Origin of the sequence: Streptomyces sp. NBC_00442, assembly GCF_036014195.1 — a bacterium.
Classification (GTDB): Bacteria; Actinomycetota; Actinomycetes; order Streptomycetales; family Streptomycetaceae; genus Streptomyces.
The window spans coordinates 4,007,892-4,023,057 of record NZ_CP107918.1; the positions used below are offsets into that span (position 1 = coordinate 4,007,892).

Here is a 15,166-nt window from a genome sequence, read left to right on the forward strand (position 1 = left end):
GCGGTCACATCCCCATCGGGAGCGGGTCCGGGCGTGCCGTGCCGACGACGGCGTGGGTCGAGGAGGCACCGCCTTCGTACTCCCAGGCCTCCTCCCGGTCCTGCAACCGATCGGCCGCCGAGCCGGCGTGCGGGACCCGCGCCGCGTCGTACGGGACCGGCACCGCATCGTGAAGGAGCGCCTCGGCCGCGCTCACGGCCGCCTCGGCCGCCATGAGGGCGCTCGCGGTGAGCCGCGGGCCGGCGGGATCCGTAGCGGCGGCCATCAGACGGGCGGCCGCGGTGGCGCCGGTTTCCGGCGGGATGACGAGGAGGTCCCAGCGTCCGGCCGTGTAGGAGAGCAGCAGGAGCTTGTGCGGGTCGAGCTCGTCCTTGAACCAGCCCGCCTTCACCACGTGCCCGGTGACGGGGATCCTTCGCGGGATGACCGGCCAATGCTCGGGGTTCACGGCGATGCGGGTGATCCGGCCCCACTTCGGCGCCAAGGCGTCGATCAGTGCGGGCAGTTCACGCAGCAGGTCGCGCGAGCGGGGCCACCAGGCGCCGTCCAGGAGGCCGCGGGATGCGCCGGGACTCTTCAGGGCGATGCGCGCCGCGGAGGGCGCGGGAGGATCGGGGATCCCGACCGGAGGGGAAAACCGGTCGATCGTGGTCGCGGACATGGCGCGAACCCGTCTCCGGGAACACGTCAACGGACGACACCCGGTGCTTTTGTTCAACCGAGAACGACGTCAGCGTGGAAGCCAGTGTGCGAAATGCTCCCGGTACCTCAACCGTACTCCTCGGCGTGGGCGAAGGGTGGCGCGCGGCGGCGAGGAATCGCGCGGGGAGGCGGAGCGCGTACCGCCCACCGGACGGGTGGGCCCGCTGCTGGCGAATGCGGAACGCGTCGCGTCACCGATCCCGGCCCGTGGCCGTGTCCCACCGGCGCGGGCCGAAGGGCCGCCGACCTTCGGTGCGGCACTACCCCTGGTCAGCGGGGGGGGGTCCCCGACGGAGCCATCGTCATGACCCCGGCCGAGGGGCCGCGGCCGGGTGGACGGGGGCAGCGGGGCGCGAGCCGGCGGCGGCACGGGAGGCCTGGGCACGGGCAGGTCGATCAGATCGCCCACCTCGGCCACCTGTTGCAGCGTTCGGGCCAGTGACCGCAGCGCCTGCCGGGTGACGTCCAGCTGGCGCCGCAACTCCTCCGCCTCGGGCCAGGCGCGCTCGTGACTCACGGGATCCGTGCCGGCGGGCCGCAGCGCCTCGTACGCCGCGAGCCGCGGGTGCCACACCGTCAGTACCGGGCGCAGGACGCGGTTCAGGGTCACCATCGCGAGCACCCCGAAGGTGAGCCGTCCCTCCGGGACGGGCGGGGCGACGGCCGGGCCGTGTTGGTGCAGGATGCCGCGGGTGACGTCGTAGAGGGAGTACAGCGAGGTGAGTGCTTCGCGCAGGACGCCCTCGTCCCGCTCCAGCGGAACGACCGCGATCCGGCTGGCCAGTTGGAAGTACAACTCCCAGGCGGCCGTGCGCTCGGCGTCCGCCGGCTGCCACACGCCGGCCACCTCGCCGACGAACGGGATCGTCAGTTTCGCCGTGATCTGCGAAGGTCCTGTCCGCCCCCGCCGCGGCGTGCCTCCGGACTGCGTCATGATCGCCTCCCCGGTTCCCCACAGTAGGGTATGACACCGTGTGGGATGTCTTCCTCAGCTACAGCCGTCAAGACGCCAGCCAAGTCCGCCTACTCCACGCGGAGTTCGTCGCGGCCGGCCTGAAGGTGTTCACGGACGAGTCCGCGGTCGCCGGGTTCGCCGGCATCAGCGACACGATCCGTTCCGCACTCGCCGACTCGCGCGTCCTGCTGGCGTACTACTCGCTCGGCTACCCGGAGCGCCCGGCCTGCCAGTGGGAGCTGACCGCCGCTTTCCTCGCCGGGCTCGGGGAGGGCGATCCCCGCCGCCGCGTGCTGGTGGTCAACCCCGAGCCGGGCACCGCGCACATCCACCCGGTCGAGCTGCGCGACACCCGCCACGGCGAACCGGAGACGCTGGTCGCCGATGTGCTCGCCCATCTGCGGCAGGTGCCCGGCCCCATGCGGCTGGATGCCGCGCCTCCCCGCGTGTACGGCGAACTTCCTTCCGCCGTCGGCGAGTTCACCGGCAGGCTGCCCGATCTGTGGCGGCTGCACAGCGCCCTGCACGTGCAGGAGGCCCCTCTCGTCACCGGCCGCACCTCGGCCGGCCCCGTGCAACTGCGCGGCATGCCGGGCATCGGCAAGACCCGGCTGGCACGGGAGTACGCGCTGCGGTTCGGCGCGGCGTTCCCCGGCGGCGTGCACTGGGCGGCGGCCGGCGCACCGCGGCCGCCGCAGGCACCCGAGAAGCCCTGCCTGTACGTCGTGGACGACGTGCCCCACGGCCTGCCACCGCGCGCCGTCATGGAACTCACCGCCCCGCATCCCCTGGTCCGCACCCTGCTGATCACCCGTAGCCGCGCCTACGGGGGCCACGGCGAACACCTCGACCTGGAGCCGCTCCCCGAGGCGGCCGCCGCCGTCCTCGCCGGGGCCCCCGAGATCGCCGACGCGGCCGCCGGGCACCCCGGCGCGCTCGGGCTGCTCGGCCGCGCGGCGGCAGCGGGCCGCGGCCCCGCCGCCCTGGCCGGCCGGCTGTACCAACCGGGCCGTTCCCTGCTCGACGAACTCGCCGGCGACGAACTCACGGCGGACCACGTGCGCGACGCCCTGAGCGCACCCGCCGAGGCCCAGGACGTCCTGCGCTGCGCCCTTGCCCTGTCCCCGCTGCCGGCCGGCGCCGAGACCGTGGCCCCGGTCCTCGCCGCCGCCGACCGGCTGCCCCACGCCGTCGCCCTGCGCCGCGCGAGCGCCGGTCTTGCCGAACTGACCGTCCGCGGACTGCTCACGCCCGCCCGGCACCACCTGCACCCGGTCACGGCACACTCCTGGCTCCACCACGAAGGCGACCCGGCCCGCGCGGAGACACTGCGCCGTGCGGTCCTCTCCAGTCTCGGAGCGGCGACCACTACGCTGGACGGTCCCGGCCTCCGGGTTCCCGGCGTACGGCAGGAGGGCATCACGATGAGGGTCAGAGAAGCCGAGCGGATGGCCGCCTTCGACCTCCAGGTCGAGCTGGTGAGCCGCATCGGTGTCCAGGAACTCCCCGCCGACAGCGGCAGTCTGCGCGAGGCGCTCACCTCCCTGAACACCCTGTTCTCGTTCACCCGCGACACGCTGCGCCGCTACAGCATCGGCCTGGAACCGGGCACGGCCCCCACGGTCCGGTCGGTGGCGGACCACCTCCTGAACGAAATCCTGCGCCCCTTCACGACACGCTGGCACCCCCTCCTCGCCGCCTGGGAAGCCCACCGCCCGCCGCACACCAGCCCACTCGACCACGAACGCGGCTGGGCCCACGCCGCCACGTTCCGCTCGGACCTGAACGCCCTGCGGGAGCCCCTCCAGGGCGTGGCGGCGTCCCTGGCGGAGATCTCCGGGGCGGAGTTCGGGATCTCGACGGGGGTCTGAGGGCGCGGGGATCGGCCCTCTCCACCTGCCGTGCCGAGCGCGGCGATCTCGTGGGCGCAGGAACGTCGCCGCCTCATCGCCCAGGCTCCGGCCGGGCGGACCCGGCGCGGGGTGTCACTCAGGCGGAATGAGTACCGGCACCCATGTGCCGCGGCGGGGCGTCTCCTAGCTTTCGAGCATGAGTGTTCAACGGTGTTTGCCCCAGCGGCCCTTGCCCGTCGGCTCCGGGTCGCTGGCGCTCGGCACGCTCGGTGTCGCCCTGTTCGGGTCTCCGTGGCTGCCGACGGCCCTGCCCCCCATGGTCCGCTACTTCCCGCTGTTCCTGACCGTCCCCGTGGGTATCTGCGCCATTCTGGACGGGATCAACTCCCTGCTCCCGGTGCGCGGCCTCGACGGTGTCCCACGGTGGCGGGCCCGGACCGGGATCGCACTGGGCGCGCTCGTCGTCACCGTCCCGGTCGCTCTCCTCGCCGTCGGCTACCTCATGCTGTCGCACGCGTACGCGCACGCCTACTGACCGACTCGGTCGCCGCCGGGCCGCGGGCGGTCGCGGTTTCAGAGCGCCGCCAGTGCGCTCACTACGCGTGCCGCTCCGTCTTCGCCGCGAAGAATCCGTGCGAGCCCGGCCGACCGGGCGCGGTACTGCCCGTCGTCCAGCGTCGTACGCAGCGCGCCGGCCAGCTCCGGTGCCGTGATGCGACGCGCGGGGAGGGTGGTGGGCGCCAGGCCCAGAGCGGTCAGGCGGCGGGCCCAGAAGTGCTGATCGATGGCGTGTGGTGCCGGCACGGCGGGGACTCCGGCTCGCAGGCCGGCGCCGGCGGTTCCGGGACCCGCATGGTGCACCAGGGCGCTCATGCGGGGGAAGAGCCAGTCGTGCGGGCACTCGTTGATGGTCAGGACGTCGTCACCGACGACGTTCAGCCCCTGCGCACCGATCTGTACCACCGCGCGTACGCCGAGCATGCGGATGGCTTCTTTGATGGTGGTGCTGAGGCGTTCGGCGCTGCCCGGTGAGGCGCTGCCGAACCCGAAGTACACGGGAGCGGGTCCCGAGGCGAGGAAATCGCGTAGGCGCTCGTCGGGGCTCCAGCGGGGGTCACGGGCCGGCCACCAGTACCCCACGCACGCGTGACCGTCCGGCAGCGGGATGCCCTTCGGCAACAGGGCGCCGCTGTATCCGTACAGGACGCGCCGGCCGCGCAGGACGGCACGGACGGTACGAGCGGTTCCGCGCCCCACGCCGAACTCTTGGCCGATCCAGGAAAGGGCCGGCGCGTACAGGGGACTCATAGCGGCGTGCACCAGCGTTTCGGCGATCCGGTATCCGTGGGGCGCCAAGCGGGGAGACGCGCTGAGCCGCGGCAGGAGCATTCCGGGTGCGACCGTGTAGACGCCGATGCAAGGCAGGTCTGCCGCGGCCGCGATCATGGCGCACACCGGGTGCGGCAGCGGGTGGGCGAGGATCGCGTCCACCCCCTCCCGGACCGCGTCGACGACTCCGCGGGCCATCACGTGGGCGATGTCCTGACCGTTGCGCGTCCTGCGCCGGAGCCTGGCCGGGCTCTGCCATCGGTCGAAACGGTCGGCGGCCAGCGCGGACTCCTCTTGCCCGGCCAGGGGAAGGACGCGGACCGGCAGGCCGTGCACGCGAAACGCGGGCGCGTGGCGTTCGGAGGTGGCGACCACGACCTCGTGTCGTGCGGCGACCAGTTGTACCGCCAAGCCCGCATAGGGGGCCACGTCACCGGTCGAGCCCCAGGTCACCAGCAGGATCCGCATGGGGCGAGTATGGGACATCGGGGCGCCCGATGGGACGCCAGGCATCCATGGGTCCCCTGCCATGCTCAAATGGATGAAATCGGCAGGAAATGCTGGGTTGGCCTCCGGGCCGCCGGTAGACAGGCCGGATGTCTCACACCATCCAAGCGGCAGATCACGAGCTGGAGTTCCGCGGGTTCCGGTATGTGGCCCGCACGGCCACGGCGGGAACCTCCGCCACCGAGCCGGTCGTTGTCCTGGGAGGCTCGTCGCAGGACCGCCACTCGTGGCTGCGGTACGAGCGGGTGCTCCTGTCGCACAGCAGCATGCTGACGCTGGAGCTGCCCGGATACGGGCAAGCCGATCCCCTCCCGGTCGAACACGGCATGGGCTTTCTCGCCGACGCCGTGCGCCACGCCGCGGACACGCTCTCGCTCGGACCGGTCAACGTGTTCGGAGCGTGCTTCGGGGCCTCCATCGCTCTGCGCCTGGCGCAGCAGCACCCGGACCGGGTCGCACGTCTGATGCTCGGTGGAACCGCCGTGGAGACCTCCCCCGAGTACATCGCCTCCGCGCACCGGTGGCGCCGCATGGTCGACGACGGCCTGATCGACGACCTGGCCCGGGACATGGTCCAGCAGTTCATGTCCCCGCCCGACCACGGTTTCGTCCGGCGCCGAGCCGCCGTGGCACGCCTGATGCAGCAGCGGTTCGCTCATCTCACGGAGCGGGAACTCGCCATGGACATCACCCACCACGAGCGTCTCCTGTCGCATCCGTGGAGCGTGCCCGAGCCGACTGTCACCACTCCCGCCCTGGTGTTCACCGGGGAACACGACACCATTACGCCGCCTCCCGTGGGACGGCGCGTCGCCGAGGGGCTCGGAGCCCGGTTCGCCACCATCAAGGACTCCGACCACCTGGTACAGATCGAGCGCGACACGGACCTGGCCGATCTGATGGCCCGCTTCTTCACCGACCAGCCCCTTGACGACCTCCCCTACCTCAACCCGGTCGAGTGTTTCGCCACCGCCACCGCCGTCGCATGACGCCGGCTTGTCCCATGCGCTTCGGAGGACCCATGCACATCGACCTCGTCCCCTTCCTGACCGGAAACCTCGGGCTCAAGGCGCACTCGATCGGACCTGGGGCCACTCTGGAGGAAGCCGGCATTGATTCGCTGGCGGTGGTCGAGTTGGCGGTGATGCTGGAGAACGACTACGGGGTCGTCATCGATGAGGACGAGCTGTCATCCGTACCCTCGGTCGCGGCCCTCAACGAGTTGGTGTACGAACGAGTGGCGTCGAGGACGGCGGGAGCCTCCTCGGGGCGAGGAACCGCCAAGGACTCCGGCGGACCGCAGTAGGCAAGGCCGTTCAAGCTGTCATCGGTCAGGAACCGCGTGACCACGTCGGCGAACTCGGCTTCCCGCTCGTTGTGCACCATGTGGCCCGCTGCCCGTACGTACATGAACACGGAACCGTCAATCAGCGCAGCGACCTTGCGCCCGTCGGAAGGCGGCGTGACGCGATCCTTCTGACCCGTCAGCACGAGGGTACGAACCCCCCGGATCTCCTGAGCGGGCAGCAAATCTCTGCCGATCAGCAGGGTCCGGTTGTAGTTGATGAAGTTGCCCAGAACGTGTCCGGGCAGGGCGACCACCCTGCGGGCCAGCGCACGGGCGACGACCTGACGCGTCACCGGCGTGGCAGCGGTGGAGGATGCCAGGAAGATGTTGACCAGGGCCCGCGCCTGTTCCTTGGCCTGCCTACTCCCCTTTCCCCCCGCTGGAGCATTGCTCAGTTGCCCGGCCAAACGCTCCACGGACAGGAGAGTTTCGTTCGCCTCCGGGCACAAGCGCGGTGAAGCACCCAGGAGCAGAAGGCGCGCCACTCGCTCGGGGGCCCGCTGTGCCATCCGGTAGGCCGTCGGAGCGCCGGCCGAGGTGCCGAGAAGGTTGCAGCGGGAGATGCCGAGAGCGTCCAGCGTGTTGATCGCCGCGCCGGTCAGGTGCTCCCAGGTCAGTCCCCCCGGCACCGCTTCCGAGTCGCCGACCCCTGGCGGCTCCAGGAAGACGATCATCTGCCGGTCGGCCAGCCTCTGTTCGAGGCGCGGCCATGAATGGAGGGCATGGATCGACCCTCCGAGGATGAAGAGCGGCTCGCTCATCGAGCCGCCGTCCGGAATCAGAATTCGGCAGGTGTACCGCCCGCCTCTCCATACGAGCGAGCGGGTCTCTTCCACCGCATCCGCAAAGGGAACTCGTCCGCTCTTGATCACAATGGCGTCCACGACGGACTAACTACCTCGCTGACCGCGAAGATGTGCCGCCATCGTGCTTCTCCCGGCATGATCGAACGCCGCTGGGGCCGGATCGTGAACATCGGCAGCGTCAACGCCCGTGCCGGCCGCACCGACCTCGTCGCCTACAGCACCGCCACGGCGGGCCTCCTTGGCCGGGCCCGCTCCCTGGCCCGCGACTCGGCCCGTACGGCATCTGCGTCAACACCGTCCTGCCCGGCACCATCCAGGTGGTAGCTGAGACCGCCATCCCTGCGTTTCACCGAGCCCGCCCGGAAGACCGGATCAACCGCCAGTGCGTCCCGCGGCATGGATGCCCCGAAGATGTGGCGGACCTCCAGTCAACAAGCAAGGAGACAGAGCGAAATGATCGAACGAGTCCGAGCCGTCCTCGTCACCGCGGACGACACGATGCTGGTCATCCGCCGCACCAGGCCCGGAATCCCCGTGTACTGGGTGCTGCCCGGCGGCGGGGTCGAGGAGAGCGACGATTCCCGGGAGGCCGCACTCCATCGGGAGATCCACGAGGAGATCGCGGGGAAGGCCGACATCGTCCGCCTCCTACACACGATGGAGTCCGACGAAGAGCGTCGGCTCTTCTACCTCGCCCGCATCGCGACCTGGTCCTTCGAAGACCGCACCGGCCCCGAATTCAGCGCCGAGGGACGCGGCGAATACGCACTGGAGGAAATCCCGCTGACCGCGGAGGGACTCGACAGCATCGATCTCAAGCCCGAGCAGATCGTCCACGTCCTGCGAGGTGCCATCGGTGCCGACGCACTCGGGGCTGGGGCCGCGGGCTAGCCGCTGGACATGTGCGCCTGTCACCCGGGCTTGCGCCGCTCAATTCGGCTCGGCAACCGGTCCCTTGTGGCACGCGAATGGCACGCGAATGGCACGCGGAATAAAAAATGGTCTAGACAACAAACAAACCCCAGGCCGCCGACCTGGGGTTTTCTATGGAGCGAGTGACGGGAATCGAACCCGCGCTCTAAGCTTGGGAAGCTTATGTTCTACCATTAAACTACACTCGCGTGATCGTTCCCGCGGGGGGACCGGTCGTCGCTCACTCTACCCCATGCTCGGCCCTCGGCGGATTCGCCGAGGGCCTTCGTGCTGTCGGGGACCGGGATCCCCGTCCCGGGTGCGGGAGTTGGGGCGTACGGTGGTGGGCGCTCGCGTCGGCGGAGTGCCGCGTGGGCGGACGTCCTGTTCATCCCCTAATGTGGTGGTTTCTCCGTCCACGCTTGTTGGGGAAGGGACTTGAGCGACTTGATGGACTCGTTGGAGCGCACCGTCGTCCGCTGCGCCGAAGGGCACGTCTTCACCACCGATTCGTTTCCGATGCAGCAGCTCGGCGCCGCGCGGATCGGGCCCGGCCGGCTGATCCGGTGTCCGCGGTGCGCCCGGCTGCGCAATGCCGTGCCGGTACCGGTGCCCGTCGACCCGAGCTAGAGCGGCGGCCGCCTGGCGGTGGAGCGGCGGTGGAGTGCAGGCGCGCGGCGCCCGTCCGATTGGGGCGGGGCCGCGCGCCTTGCGTATCCTCGGGGCGTGCTTCTCTCAGACAAGGACATCCGGGCCGAGATCGACTCCGGGCGGGTACGGATCGATCCCTACGACGAATCCATGGTGCAGCCGTCCAGCATCGACGTGCGCCTCGACCGCTTTTTCCGGGTGTTCGAGAACCACCGCTACCCGCACATCGACCCCGCGGTCGAGCAGGCCGACCTCACCCGGCTCGTGGAGCCCGACGGCGACGAGGCGTTCATCCTGCACCCCGGGGAGTTCGTGCTCGCGTCGACGTACGAGGTCATCTCGCTCCCCGACGACCTCGCCAGCCGCCTGGAGGGCAAGAGTTCGCTCGGCCGGCTCGGCCTCGTCACGCACTCCACCGCCGGCTTCATCGACCCCGGGTTCTCCGGCCACGTCACCCTTGAGCTCTCCAACGTCGCCACGCTGCCCATCAAGCTGTGGCCGGGGATGAAGATCGGGCAGCTGTGCCTGTTCCGGCTGAGCTCCTCCGCCGAGGAGCCGTACGGGTCGGAGCGGTACGGATCGCGGTACCAGGGCCAGCGCGGGCCGACCGCCTCGCGGTCCTTCCTCAATTTCCATCGGACCCAGGTGTGAGCATGAGCGACCAGAACGACCTGCGCGAGAACCTCACCTACGAGAAGTTCGGCGGGGCCATCCGCGAGCTCGCGCAGACCATCGCCGACGACGGTTACGAGCCCGACATCGTGGTCTCCATCGCGCGCGGCGGCGTCTTCGTCGCGGGCGGGCTCGCCTACGCGCTGGACTGCAAGAACATCCACCTGGTGAACGTCGAGTTCTACACCGGCGTGGGCACCACGCTCGAAATGCCGGTCATGCTCGCGCCCGTGCCCAACGTCATCGACTTCTCCGGCAAGAAGGTGCTGATCACGGACGACGTGGCCGACACCGGCAAGACGCTGAAGCTGGTGTACGACTTCTGCCTCGACCACGTCGCCGAGGTCCGCAGCGCCGTCATCTACGAGAAGTCCCACTCCCTCGTGAAGTGCGAGTACGTGTGGAAGCGTACGGACGAGTGGATCAACTTCCCCTGGAGCGTCGAGCCGCCCGTCGTGCGGCGCGAGGGCCAGGTCCTCGACGCCTGAGCCTGCGCTCCGGGGACGGGGCGGGGATACGTGGAAGGGCCCTGGTGCGGTCGGCCGACCGCACCAGGGCCCTTCCTGCTGTGCCTGTGCCTGTGCCTGTGCCTGTGCCTGTGCCTGCGCCTAGATCGTGCCCAGCTTGATCAGCGAGAGCAGCGCCAGCAGCTGGATCGCGGACGCGCCCAGCGCCTTCGGCCAGGGCAGATCGTGGGACTTGCTCACCATCGACGTGAACAGTGCGCCGGCCGCCAGCCACGTCGCCCAGCCCACCACCTGGACCAGGCCGTTGTCGCCGCCCAGGAACAGGGCCAGGAGCAGGCGCGGGGCGTCCGTCAGGGACATGATCAGCATGGAGAGGCCCACCGTCGGCTGCCACGCGCCGTCGCCGCCGAGCTGGCGGGCCATCGTGTGCGTCACCGCCCCGAGGATCATGCCACCGGCCACGAACACGACGCCGGTGATGAGGACCACCGGCACCGCGGTGCCCAGCGTGCTGCTGATGACGTCCTCGCGCGCCTTGTCGAAGCCGAAGATCGCCAGCATCCCGTAGAGGAACGTGATGATCAGCGCGGGACCCCACACCGGGTAGTCCCGCATCTGCCAGAAGGTCGGGCCCGGCCGCATCACGATGCCGGACAGGAGCTCCTTCCAGGGCAGGCGCGGGCCGCTGGGCGGGGCGGTGGCCGCACCGGCGCGGTAGGTCGCGCCGTCGCCGTACGGGTCCTCGCCGATGCTGAACGCCTGGGTGTGGCCCGGGTTGTTGGCGTACGGGTCCTGGGCGGGGGCGTAACCCTGCGGGCCACTCCGACCCTGGCCCTGGCCCTGGTAGTACGGATCGCCGAAGTACTCCGGCTCATCCTGCTGGGGCGGGGGCGCCTGCCGGTACTGCGGCTGCCCGCTCCCGTACTGCGGGGGCTGCCCCTGCCCGTAACCCTGCGGTCGCTGCTGTTGCTGCCCCTGGCCCTGCCCCTGCCCGTACCCGTACTGCGGCTGCTGCTGGGCGCCCGGCCACTGCTGTGCCGGCGCCTGCTGCTGCCCTTGCTGTTGCGGTCGCCGCGGGGGGCGGTTGTTGTCCCGGCCGCCGCGTCCCATCCTGAATCCAGCCACGAATCGAACGTACCTGTTCCGGCGGTACGCCAACCCGGGGCGGCCGGAACCGGGCCCCTTTGCGGCTGACCTGTGACATCCCCTAGGGGCTCCGGGGTGGCCGGGTGTTTTGGTTGAATTCCGCCCGATTTACACGGCTGCGTCCGAAGTCGAAGGTGGCCGTTACATTGCCTACGTACGACCCAAACATCGCACTCGTAACTTTGCCGATGTCGCCGCCGTGAAGCAGGACAGGCCCGACATGACAGACAAGCTTCACGCTTCTACGTTGCGAGGAAGATCACCCATGCGCGCCACCCGCCGTACCGTCCGCACCGCCGCCATCGCCACCGGAGCCGTCGCCGCGCTCGCCCTCCCGGCCGGCGCCGCCTTCGCCGACTCGCCCGCCGCCCCGCCCGCCGCCCCGTCCGACGCGCAGAGTCGGCCGCGGATCCAGCCGCAGACCCAGCCGCAGGGCCCGTCCGACGGCACGAGCAAGGACGAGAGCGCCAAGAAGGACGAGAACACCAAGAAGGACGGGAACGCCCAGAAGGACGACGAGAAGAAGACGGACGACGAGACCCGGAAAGGCGTCCGTTCCTTCGTGAAGTCCGTCGAGCTCGCGGACGGTTCCGTCGCCAAGGTCTACAAGCTCGGCCAGAACCACTACGAGGCCGAGATCTGGGCCAACGGTGCCAAGCTCGACACTCTCGTCGCCGAGGGAGCGTCCGCCACGGGGCAGAACAACGGGTTGTACGTCGTGCTGAACCCGGACGGCAGCGTCACCTCCTGGATCGACGGCGGCAAGAAGAAGGACGAGTCCAACAAGAAGAAGGACGAGTCGAAGAAGAAGGACGGGAAGAAGTCCGACGTCATCTCCTCCGTGAAGATCACGATGCCCGACGGCCGCACGGCCAAGCTCATCAAGACCGGCAACGGCCCCCGCGTCGAGATCTCCATGGCGAACGGCACCTTCCTCGGCGCGCTCGACTTGAAGGACCCGTCCGCGCTCAACGACGGCTGGGCCTACAAGATCGTCGACGCCGGCAGGAGCGTGTACAAGTTCGTCGTCATCGACGGCAGGCACGGGGGCAACAGCTGGGTCTACGACTTCGACGGCAGGCTCATCGAGAAGTACACCGTCGAGAAGGACCACAAGAAGGACGGCCGGAAGCCGCAGCCGCAGCCGCACGACATCGTCGTGGACCGCACGACCGCCGGCGTCGTCCCCAAGGGGGGCGTCAAGGCCGGTGCGGAGGGTGTGGGGGTTCAGGACGGCTCGTCCGACCGGACGCCGATGCTCGCCGCCGGTGGCGGTCTGGCCGCCGCGGGGGCCGCGGGCCTCGGCTTCGCGATGCTGCGCCGCCGCGGCCACCAAGGCTGACCGGCCCCGGGCCCGGCCCGCGCGCCCTCGCCCGCGCGCCCCCGCCCGCGCAACGGAAAGCGGCCGGTTCCGCCCTCGGGCAGAACCGGCCGCTCCCGTGCGTACGGGCCGACAGGTGGGGCTACTTGACCGGCTCGGGCTCCGGCTCGCTCTCCGCCTCGGCGGCGCCCGCCGGGTCGGCCGGGGTCTTCACCGAGTCGAGGAGCAGCTGCGCCACGTCCACGACCTGGAGGTTCTCCTTGGCCTTGCCATCGTTCTTCTTGCCGTTGACGGAGTCCGTCAGCATGACGAGGCAGAACGGGCAGGCGGTGGAGACGATGTCCGGGTTGAGGGACAGGGCCTCGTCCACGCGCTCGTTGTTGATGCGCTTGCCGATCCGCTCCTCCATCCACATCCGCGCACCACCGGCGCCGCAGCAGAAGCCGCGCTCCTTGTGGCGGTGCATCTCCTGCTGGCGCAGGCCCGGGACGGCCGACATGATCTCGCGCGGGGGCGTGTAGACCTTGTTGTGACGGCCCAGGTAGCAGGGGTCGTGGTAGGTGATCAGACCGTCCACCGGGGTGACCGGGACCAGCTTGCCCTCGTCGATGAGGTGCTGGAGCAGCTGCGTGTGGTGGATGACCTCGAACTCGCCGCCCAGCTGCGGGTATTCGTTCGCGATCGTGTTGAAGCAGTGCGGGCAGGTCGCGACGATCTTCTTCGCGGACTTCGGCTTCTTCGTCGACTCGTCTTCTTCGTCCTCGCCGTACGCCATGTTCAGCATCGCGACGTTCTCCTGGCCGAGCTGCTGGAACAGCGGCTCGTTGCCGAGGCGGCGGGCCGAGTCACCGGTGCACTTCTCGTCGCCGCCCATGATCGCGAACTTGACGCCCGCCATGTGCAGCAGCTCGGCGAAGGCCTTGGTGGTCTTCTTCGCCCGGTCCTCCAGGGCGCCCGCGCAGCCGACCCAGTACAGGTAGTCGACCTCGGTGAGGTCCTCGATGTCCTTGCCGACGATCGGGACCTCGAAGTCGACCTCCTTGGTCCACTCGACGCGCTGCTTCTTGGCGAGCCCCCAGGGGTTGCCCTTCTTCTCCAGGTTCTTGAGCATCGTGCCCGCCTCGGACGGGAACGCGGACTCGATCATCACCTGGTAGCGGCGCATGTCGACGATGTGGTCGATGTGCTCGATGTCGACCGGGCACTGCTCGACGCAGGCACCGCAGGTGGTGCAGGACCACAGGACGTCCGGGTCGATGACGCCGTTCTCTTCGAGGGTGCCGATCAGGGGGCGCTCGGCCTCGGCGAGGGCGGCCGCCGGGACGTTCGCCAGCTGCTCCTCGGTCGCCTTCTCGTTCCCCGACCCCGCGCCGCCAGGCGCTGACGGATCCTGCTTGCCGCCGCCTGCGAGCAGGTACGGGGCCTTGGCGTGCGCGTGGTCGCGCAGGGACATGATCAGGAGCTTGGGCGAGAGCGGCTTGCCCGTGTTCCAGGCCGGGCACTGCGACTGGCAGCGGCCGCACTCGGTGCAGGTGGAGAAGTCGAGGATGCCCTTCCAGGAGAAGTGCTCGATCTGCGAGACGCCGTAGACGTCGTCCTCGCCCGGGTCCTCGAAGTCGACGAGCTCGCCGCCCGAGGCCATCGGCTGGAGCGCGCCGAGCGCGACGCCGCCCTCGGACTCGCGCTTGAAGAAGATGTTGGGGAAGGCCAGGAAGCGGTGCCAGGCCACGCCCATGTCGGTCTTGAGCGCGACGGTGATCATCCAGATGAAGGACGTCGCGATCTTCAGGCCGGCGAAGAAGTACGTGAGGTTCTGGAGCGTGGAGAGGTCCATGCCGCGGAACCAGGCGACGACCGGGTACGAGACGAAGAACGAGGCCTCGTAGCCGTCGACGTGGTGCTGGGCGCCTTCGAGGGCGTGCAGCGTGAAGATGCAGATGCCGACGATGAGGATGACGGCCTCGACGAAGTACGCCTGGCCGGTGTTGGAGCCCGCGAACCGGGACTTGCGGCCCGGCCGGCCCGGCCGGTTCAGCTGCCGGATGACGATCAGGGTGAGGATGCCGAGCGTCGTCATCGTCCCGAGGAACTCGACGAACATGTTGTACGGCGGCCAGTCGCCGATGACCGGCAGGATCCAGTCGGCCTTGAAGAGCTGGCCGATGGCGTTGACGATCGTCAGGAGCAGCGAGAAGAAGCCCACGGCCACGAACCAGTGCGCGAAGCCGACGATGCCCCACTTGTTCATGCGCGTATGGCCGAGGAACTCCTTGACCACGGTGATCGTGCGCTGCGTGGGATCGTTCGTGCGGGTGCCGGCCGGGACGTTCTGGCCGAGCCGCACGAAGCGGTAGATCTGCACGACGGCACGGCCGAACAGCGCTACGCCGACCGCGATTAGGACCAGCGACACGATGATCGCGGCGAGTTGCATGAGGGGGCTCCTCGGGCCTGCGAGGTGGGTTTCGGGGGACGGGCTCGTACGGGACTACCGGGA

General features: G+C 69.9%; 15 protein-coding genes, 1 tRNA gene and 1 pseudogene. 10 read left to right on the plus strand and 7 right to left on the minus strand.

Annotated features, from left to right (window positions below):
- Positions 1 to 4: 4 nt before the first annotated feature.
- Positions 5 to 661: a DUF5994 family protein gene (locus OG432_RS18030; RefSeq protein ID WP_328311974.1), complete on the minus strand. Its 657-nt coding sequence runs from the start codon at positions 659 to 661 to the stop codon at positions 5 to 7.
- Positions 662 to 730: 69 nt separating this feature from the next.
- The gene (locus tag OG432_RS18035) at positions 731 to 1,636 is read right to left on the minus strand and encodes a hypothetical protein (RefSeq protein ID WP_328311975.1); all 906 of its coding nucleotides are present in this window, start codon (positions 1,634 to 1,636) and stop codon (positions 731 to 733) included.
- 38 nt (positions 1,637 to 1,674) lie between these two features.
- On the opposite strand from OG432_RS18035, the gene OG432_RS18040 reads away from it, so the two are divergent.
- Both OG432_RS18040 and OG432_RS18045 read left to right on the plus strand, forming a co-directional pair.
- Complete coding sequence (locus OG432_RS18040) at positions 1,675 to 3,528, plus strand: toll/interleukin-1 receptor domain-containing protein (RefSeq protein WP_328311976.1); 1,854 nt, start codon at positions 1,675 to 1,677, stop codon at positions 3,526 to 3,528.
- A 178-nt stretch (positions 3,529 to 3,706) separates the two neighbouring features.
- Positions 3,707 to 4,045: a hypothetical protein gene (locus tag OG432_RS18045; RefSeq protein ID WP_328311977.1), complete on the plus strand. Its 339-nt coding sequence runs from the start codon at positions 3,707 to 3,709 to the stop codon at positions 4,043 to 4,045.
- Positions 4,046 to 4,083: 38 nt separating this feature from the next.
- Here OG432_RS18045 and OG432_RS18050 read toward each other — a convergent pair whose 3' ends face one another.
- On the minus strand, positions 4,084 to 5,307 hold the full coding sequence (locus tag OG432_RS18050; protein ID WP_328311978.1) for a glycosyltransferase: 1,224 nt from the start codon (positions 5,305 to 5,307) through the stop codon (positions 4,084 to 4,086).
- 128 nt (positions 5,308 to 5,435) lie between these two features.
- Between OG432_RS18050 and OG432_RS18055 the strand changes: the two genes are divergently transcribed.
- Together OG432_RS18055 and OG432_RS18060 are read left to right on the plus strand one after the other, a co-directional pair.
- Complete coding sequence (locus OG432_RS18055; RefSeq protein ID WP_328311979.1) at positions 5,436 to 6,335, plus strand: alpha/beta fold hydrolase; 900 nt, start codon at positions 5,436 to 5,438, stop codon at positions 6,333 to 6,335.
- A gap of 32 nt (positions 6,336 to 6,367) precedes the next feature.
- Positions 6,368 to 6,502 (plus strand): annotated as a pseudogene (locus OG432_RS18060) (acyl carrier protein); the annotation flags it as partial.
- A gap of 2 nt (positions 6,503 to 6,504) precedes the next feature.
- Here the strand turns inward: OG432_RS18060 and OG432_RS18065 are convergent.
- Positions 6,505 to 7,578, minus strand: a complete 1,074-nt coding sequence (locus OG432_RS18065) for an alpha/beta fold hydrolase (RefSeq protein ID WP_328311980.1) — start codon at positions 7,576 to 7,578, stop codon at positions 6,505 to 6,507.
- A gap of 18 nt (positions 7,579 to 7,596) precedes the next feature.
- Here OG432_RS18065 and OG432_RS18070 point away from each other — a divergent pair, with 18 nt between their 5' ends.
- Positions 7,597 to 7,824, plus strand: coding sequence for an SDR family NAD(P)-dependent oxidoreductase (locus tag OG432_RS18070; RefSeq protein ID WP_328315144.1), 228 nt, complete (start codon positions 7,597 to 7,599; stop codon positions 7,822 to 7,824).
- 129 nt (positions 7,825 to 7,953) lie between these two features.
- On the plus strand, positions 7,954 to 8,391 hold the full coding sequence (locus OG432_RS18075) for an NUDIX hydrolase (protein ID WP_328311981.1): 438 nt from the start codon (positions 7,954 to 7,956) through the stop codon (positions 8,389 to 8,391).
- A gap of 156 nt (positions 8,392 to 8,547) precedes the next feature.
- Here OG432_RS18075 and OG432_RS18080 read toward each other — a convergent pair.
- Positions 8,548 to 8,621: transfer RNA gene (locus tag OG432_RS18080), tRNA-Gly, on the minus strand.
- A gap of 241 nt (positions 8,622 to 8,862) precedes the next feature.
- Between OG432_RS18080 and OG432_RS18085 the strand changes: the two genes are divergently transcribed.
- From OG432_RS18085 to OG432_RS18095, 3 genes are all read left to right on the plus strand, one after another.
- Complete coding sequence (locus OG432_RS18085; protein WP_328315145.1) at positions 8,863 to 9,042, plus strand: hypothetical protein; 180 nt, start codon at positions 8,863 to 8,865, stop codon at positions 9,040 to 9,042.
- 96 nt (positions 9,043 to 9,138) lie between these two features.
- Positions 9,139 to 9,714 (plus strand): dCTP deaminase, encoded by a 576-nt coding sequence (gene dcd / locus OG432_RS18090; RefSeq protein ID WP_267058858.1) that lies wholly within the window; start codon positions 9,139 to 9,141, stop codon positions 9,712 to 9,714.
- A gap of 2 nt (positions 9,715 to 9,716) precedes the next feature.
- A complete protein-coding gene (locus OG432_RS18095; RefSeq protein WP_328311982.1) occupies positions 9,717 to 10,223 on the plus strand; it encodes a phosphoribosyltransferase in 507 nt (168 codons plus the stop codon).
- A 120-nt stretch (positions 10,224 to 10,343) separates the two neighbouring features.
- Here OG432_RS18095 and OG432_RS18100 read toward each other — a convergent pair whose 3' ends face one another.
- On the minus strand, positions 10,344 to 11,327 hold the full coding sequence (locus OG432_RS18100; RefSeq protein ID WP_328311983.1) for a Yip1 family protein: 984 nt from the start codon (positions 11,325 to 11,327) through the stop codon (positions 10,344 to 10,346).
- A 286-nt stretch (positions 11,328 to 11,613) separates the two neighbouring features.
- Between OG432_RS18100 and OG432_RS18105 the strand changes: the two genes are divergently transcribed.
- Entirely contained in the window at positions 11,614 to 12,690 is a 1,077-nt protein-coding gene (locus OG432_RS18105) for a hypothetical protein (RefSeq protein WP_328311984.1), read from the plus strand.
- Between the two features lie 121 nt (positions 12,691 to 12,811).
- On the opposite strand, the gene OG432_RS18110 is transcribed toward OG432_RS18105, so the two are convergent.
- Entirely contained in the window at positions 12,812 to 15,103 is a 2,292-nt protein-coding gene (locus OG432_RS18110) for a (Fe-S)-binding protein (protein WP_328311985.1), read from the minus strand.
- Between the last annotated feature and the right edge of the window lie 63 nt (positions 15,104 to 15,166).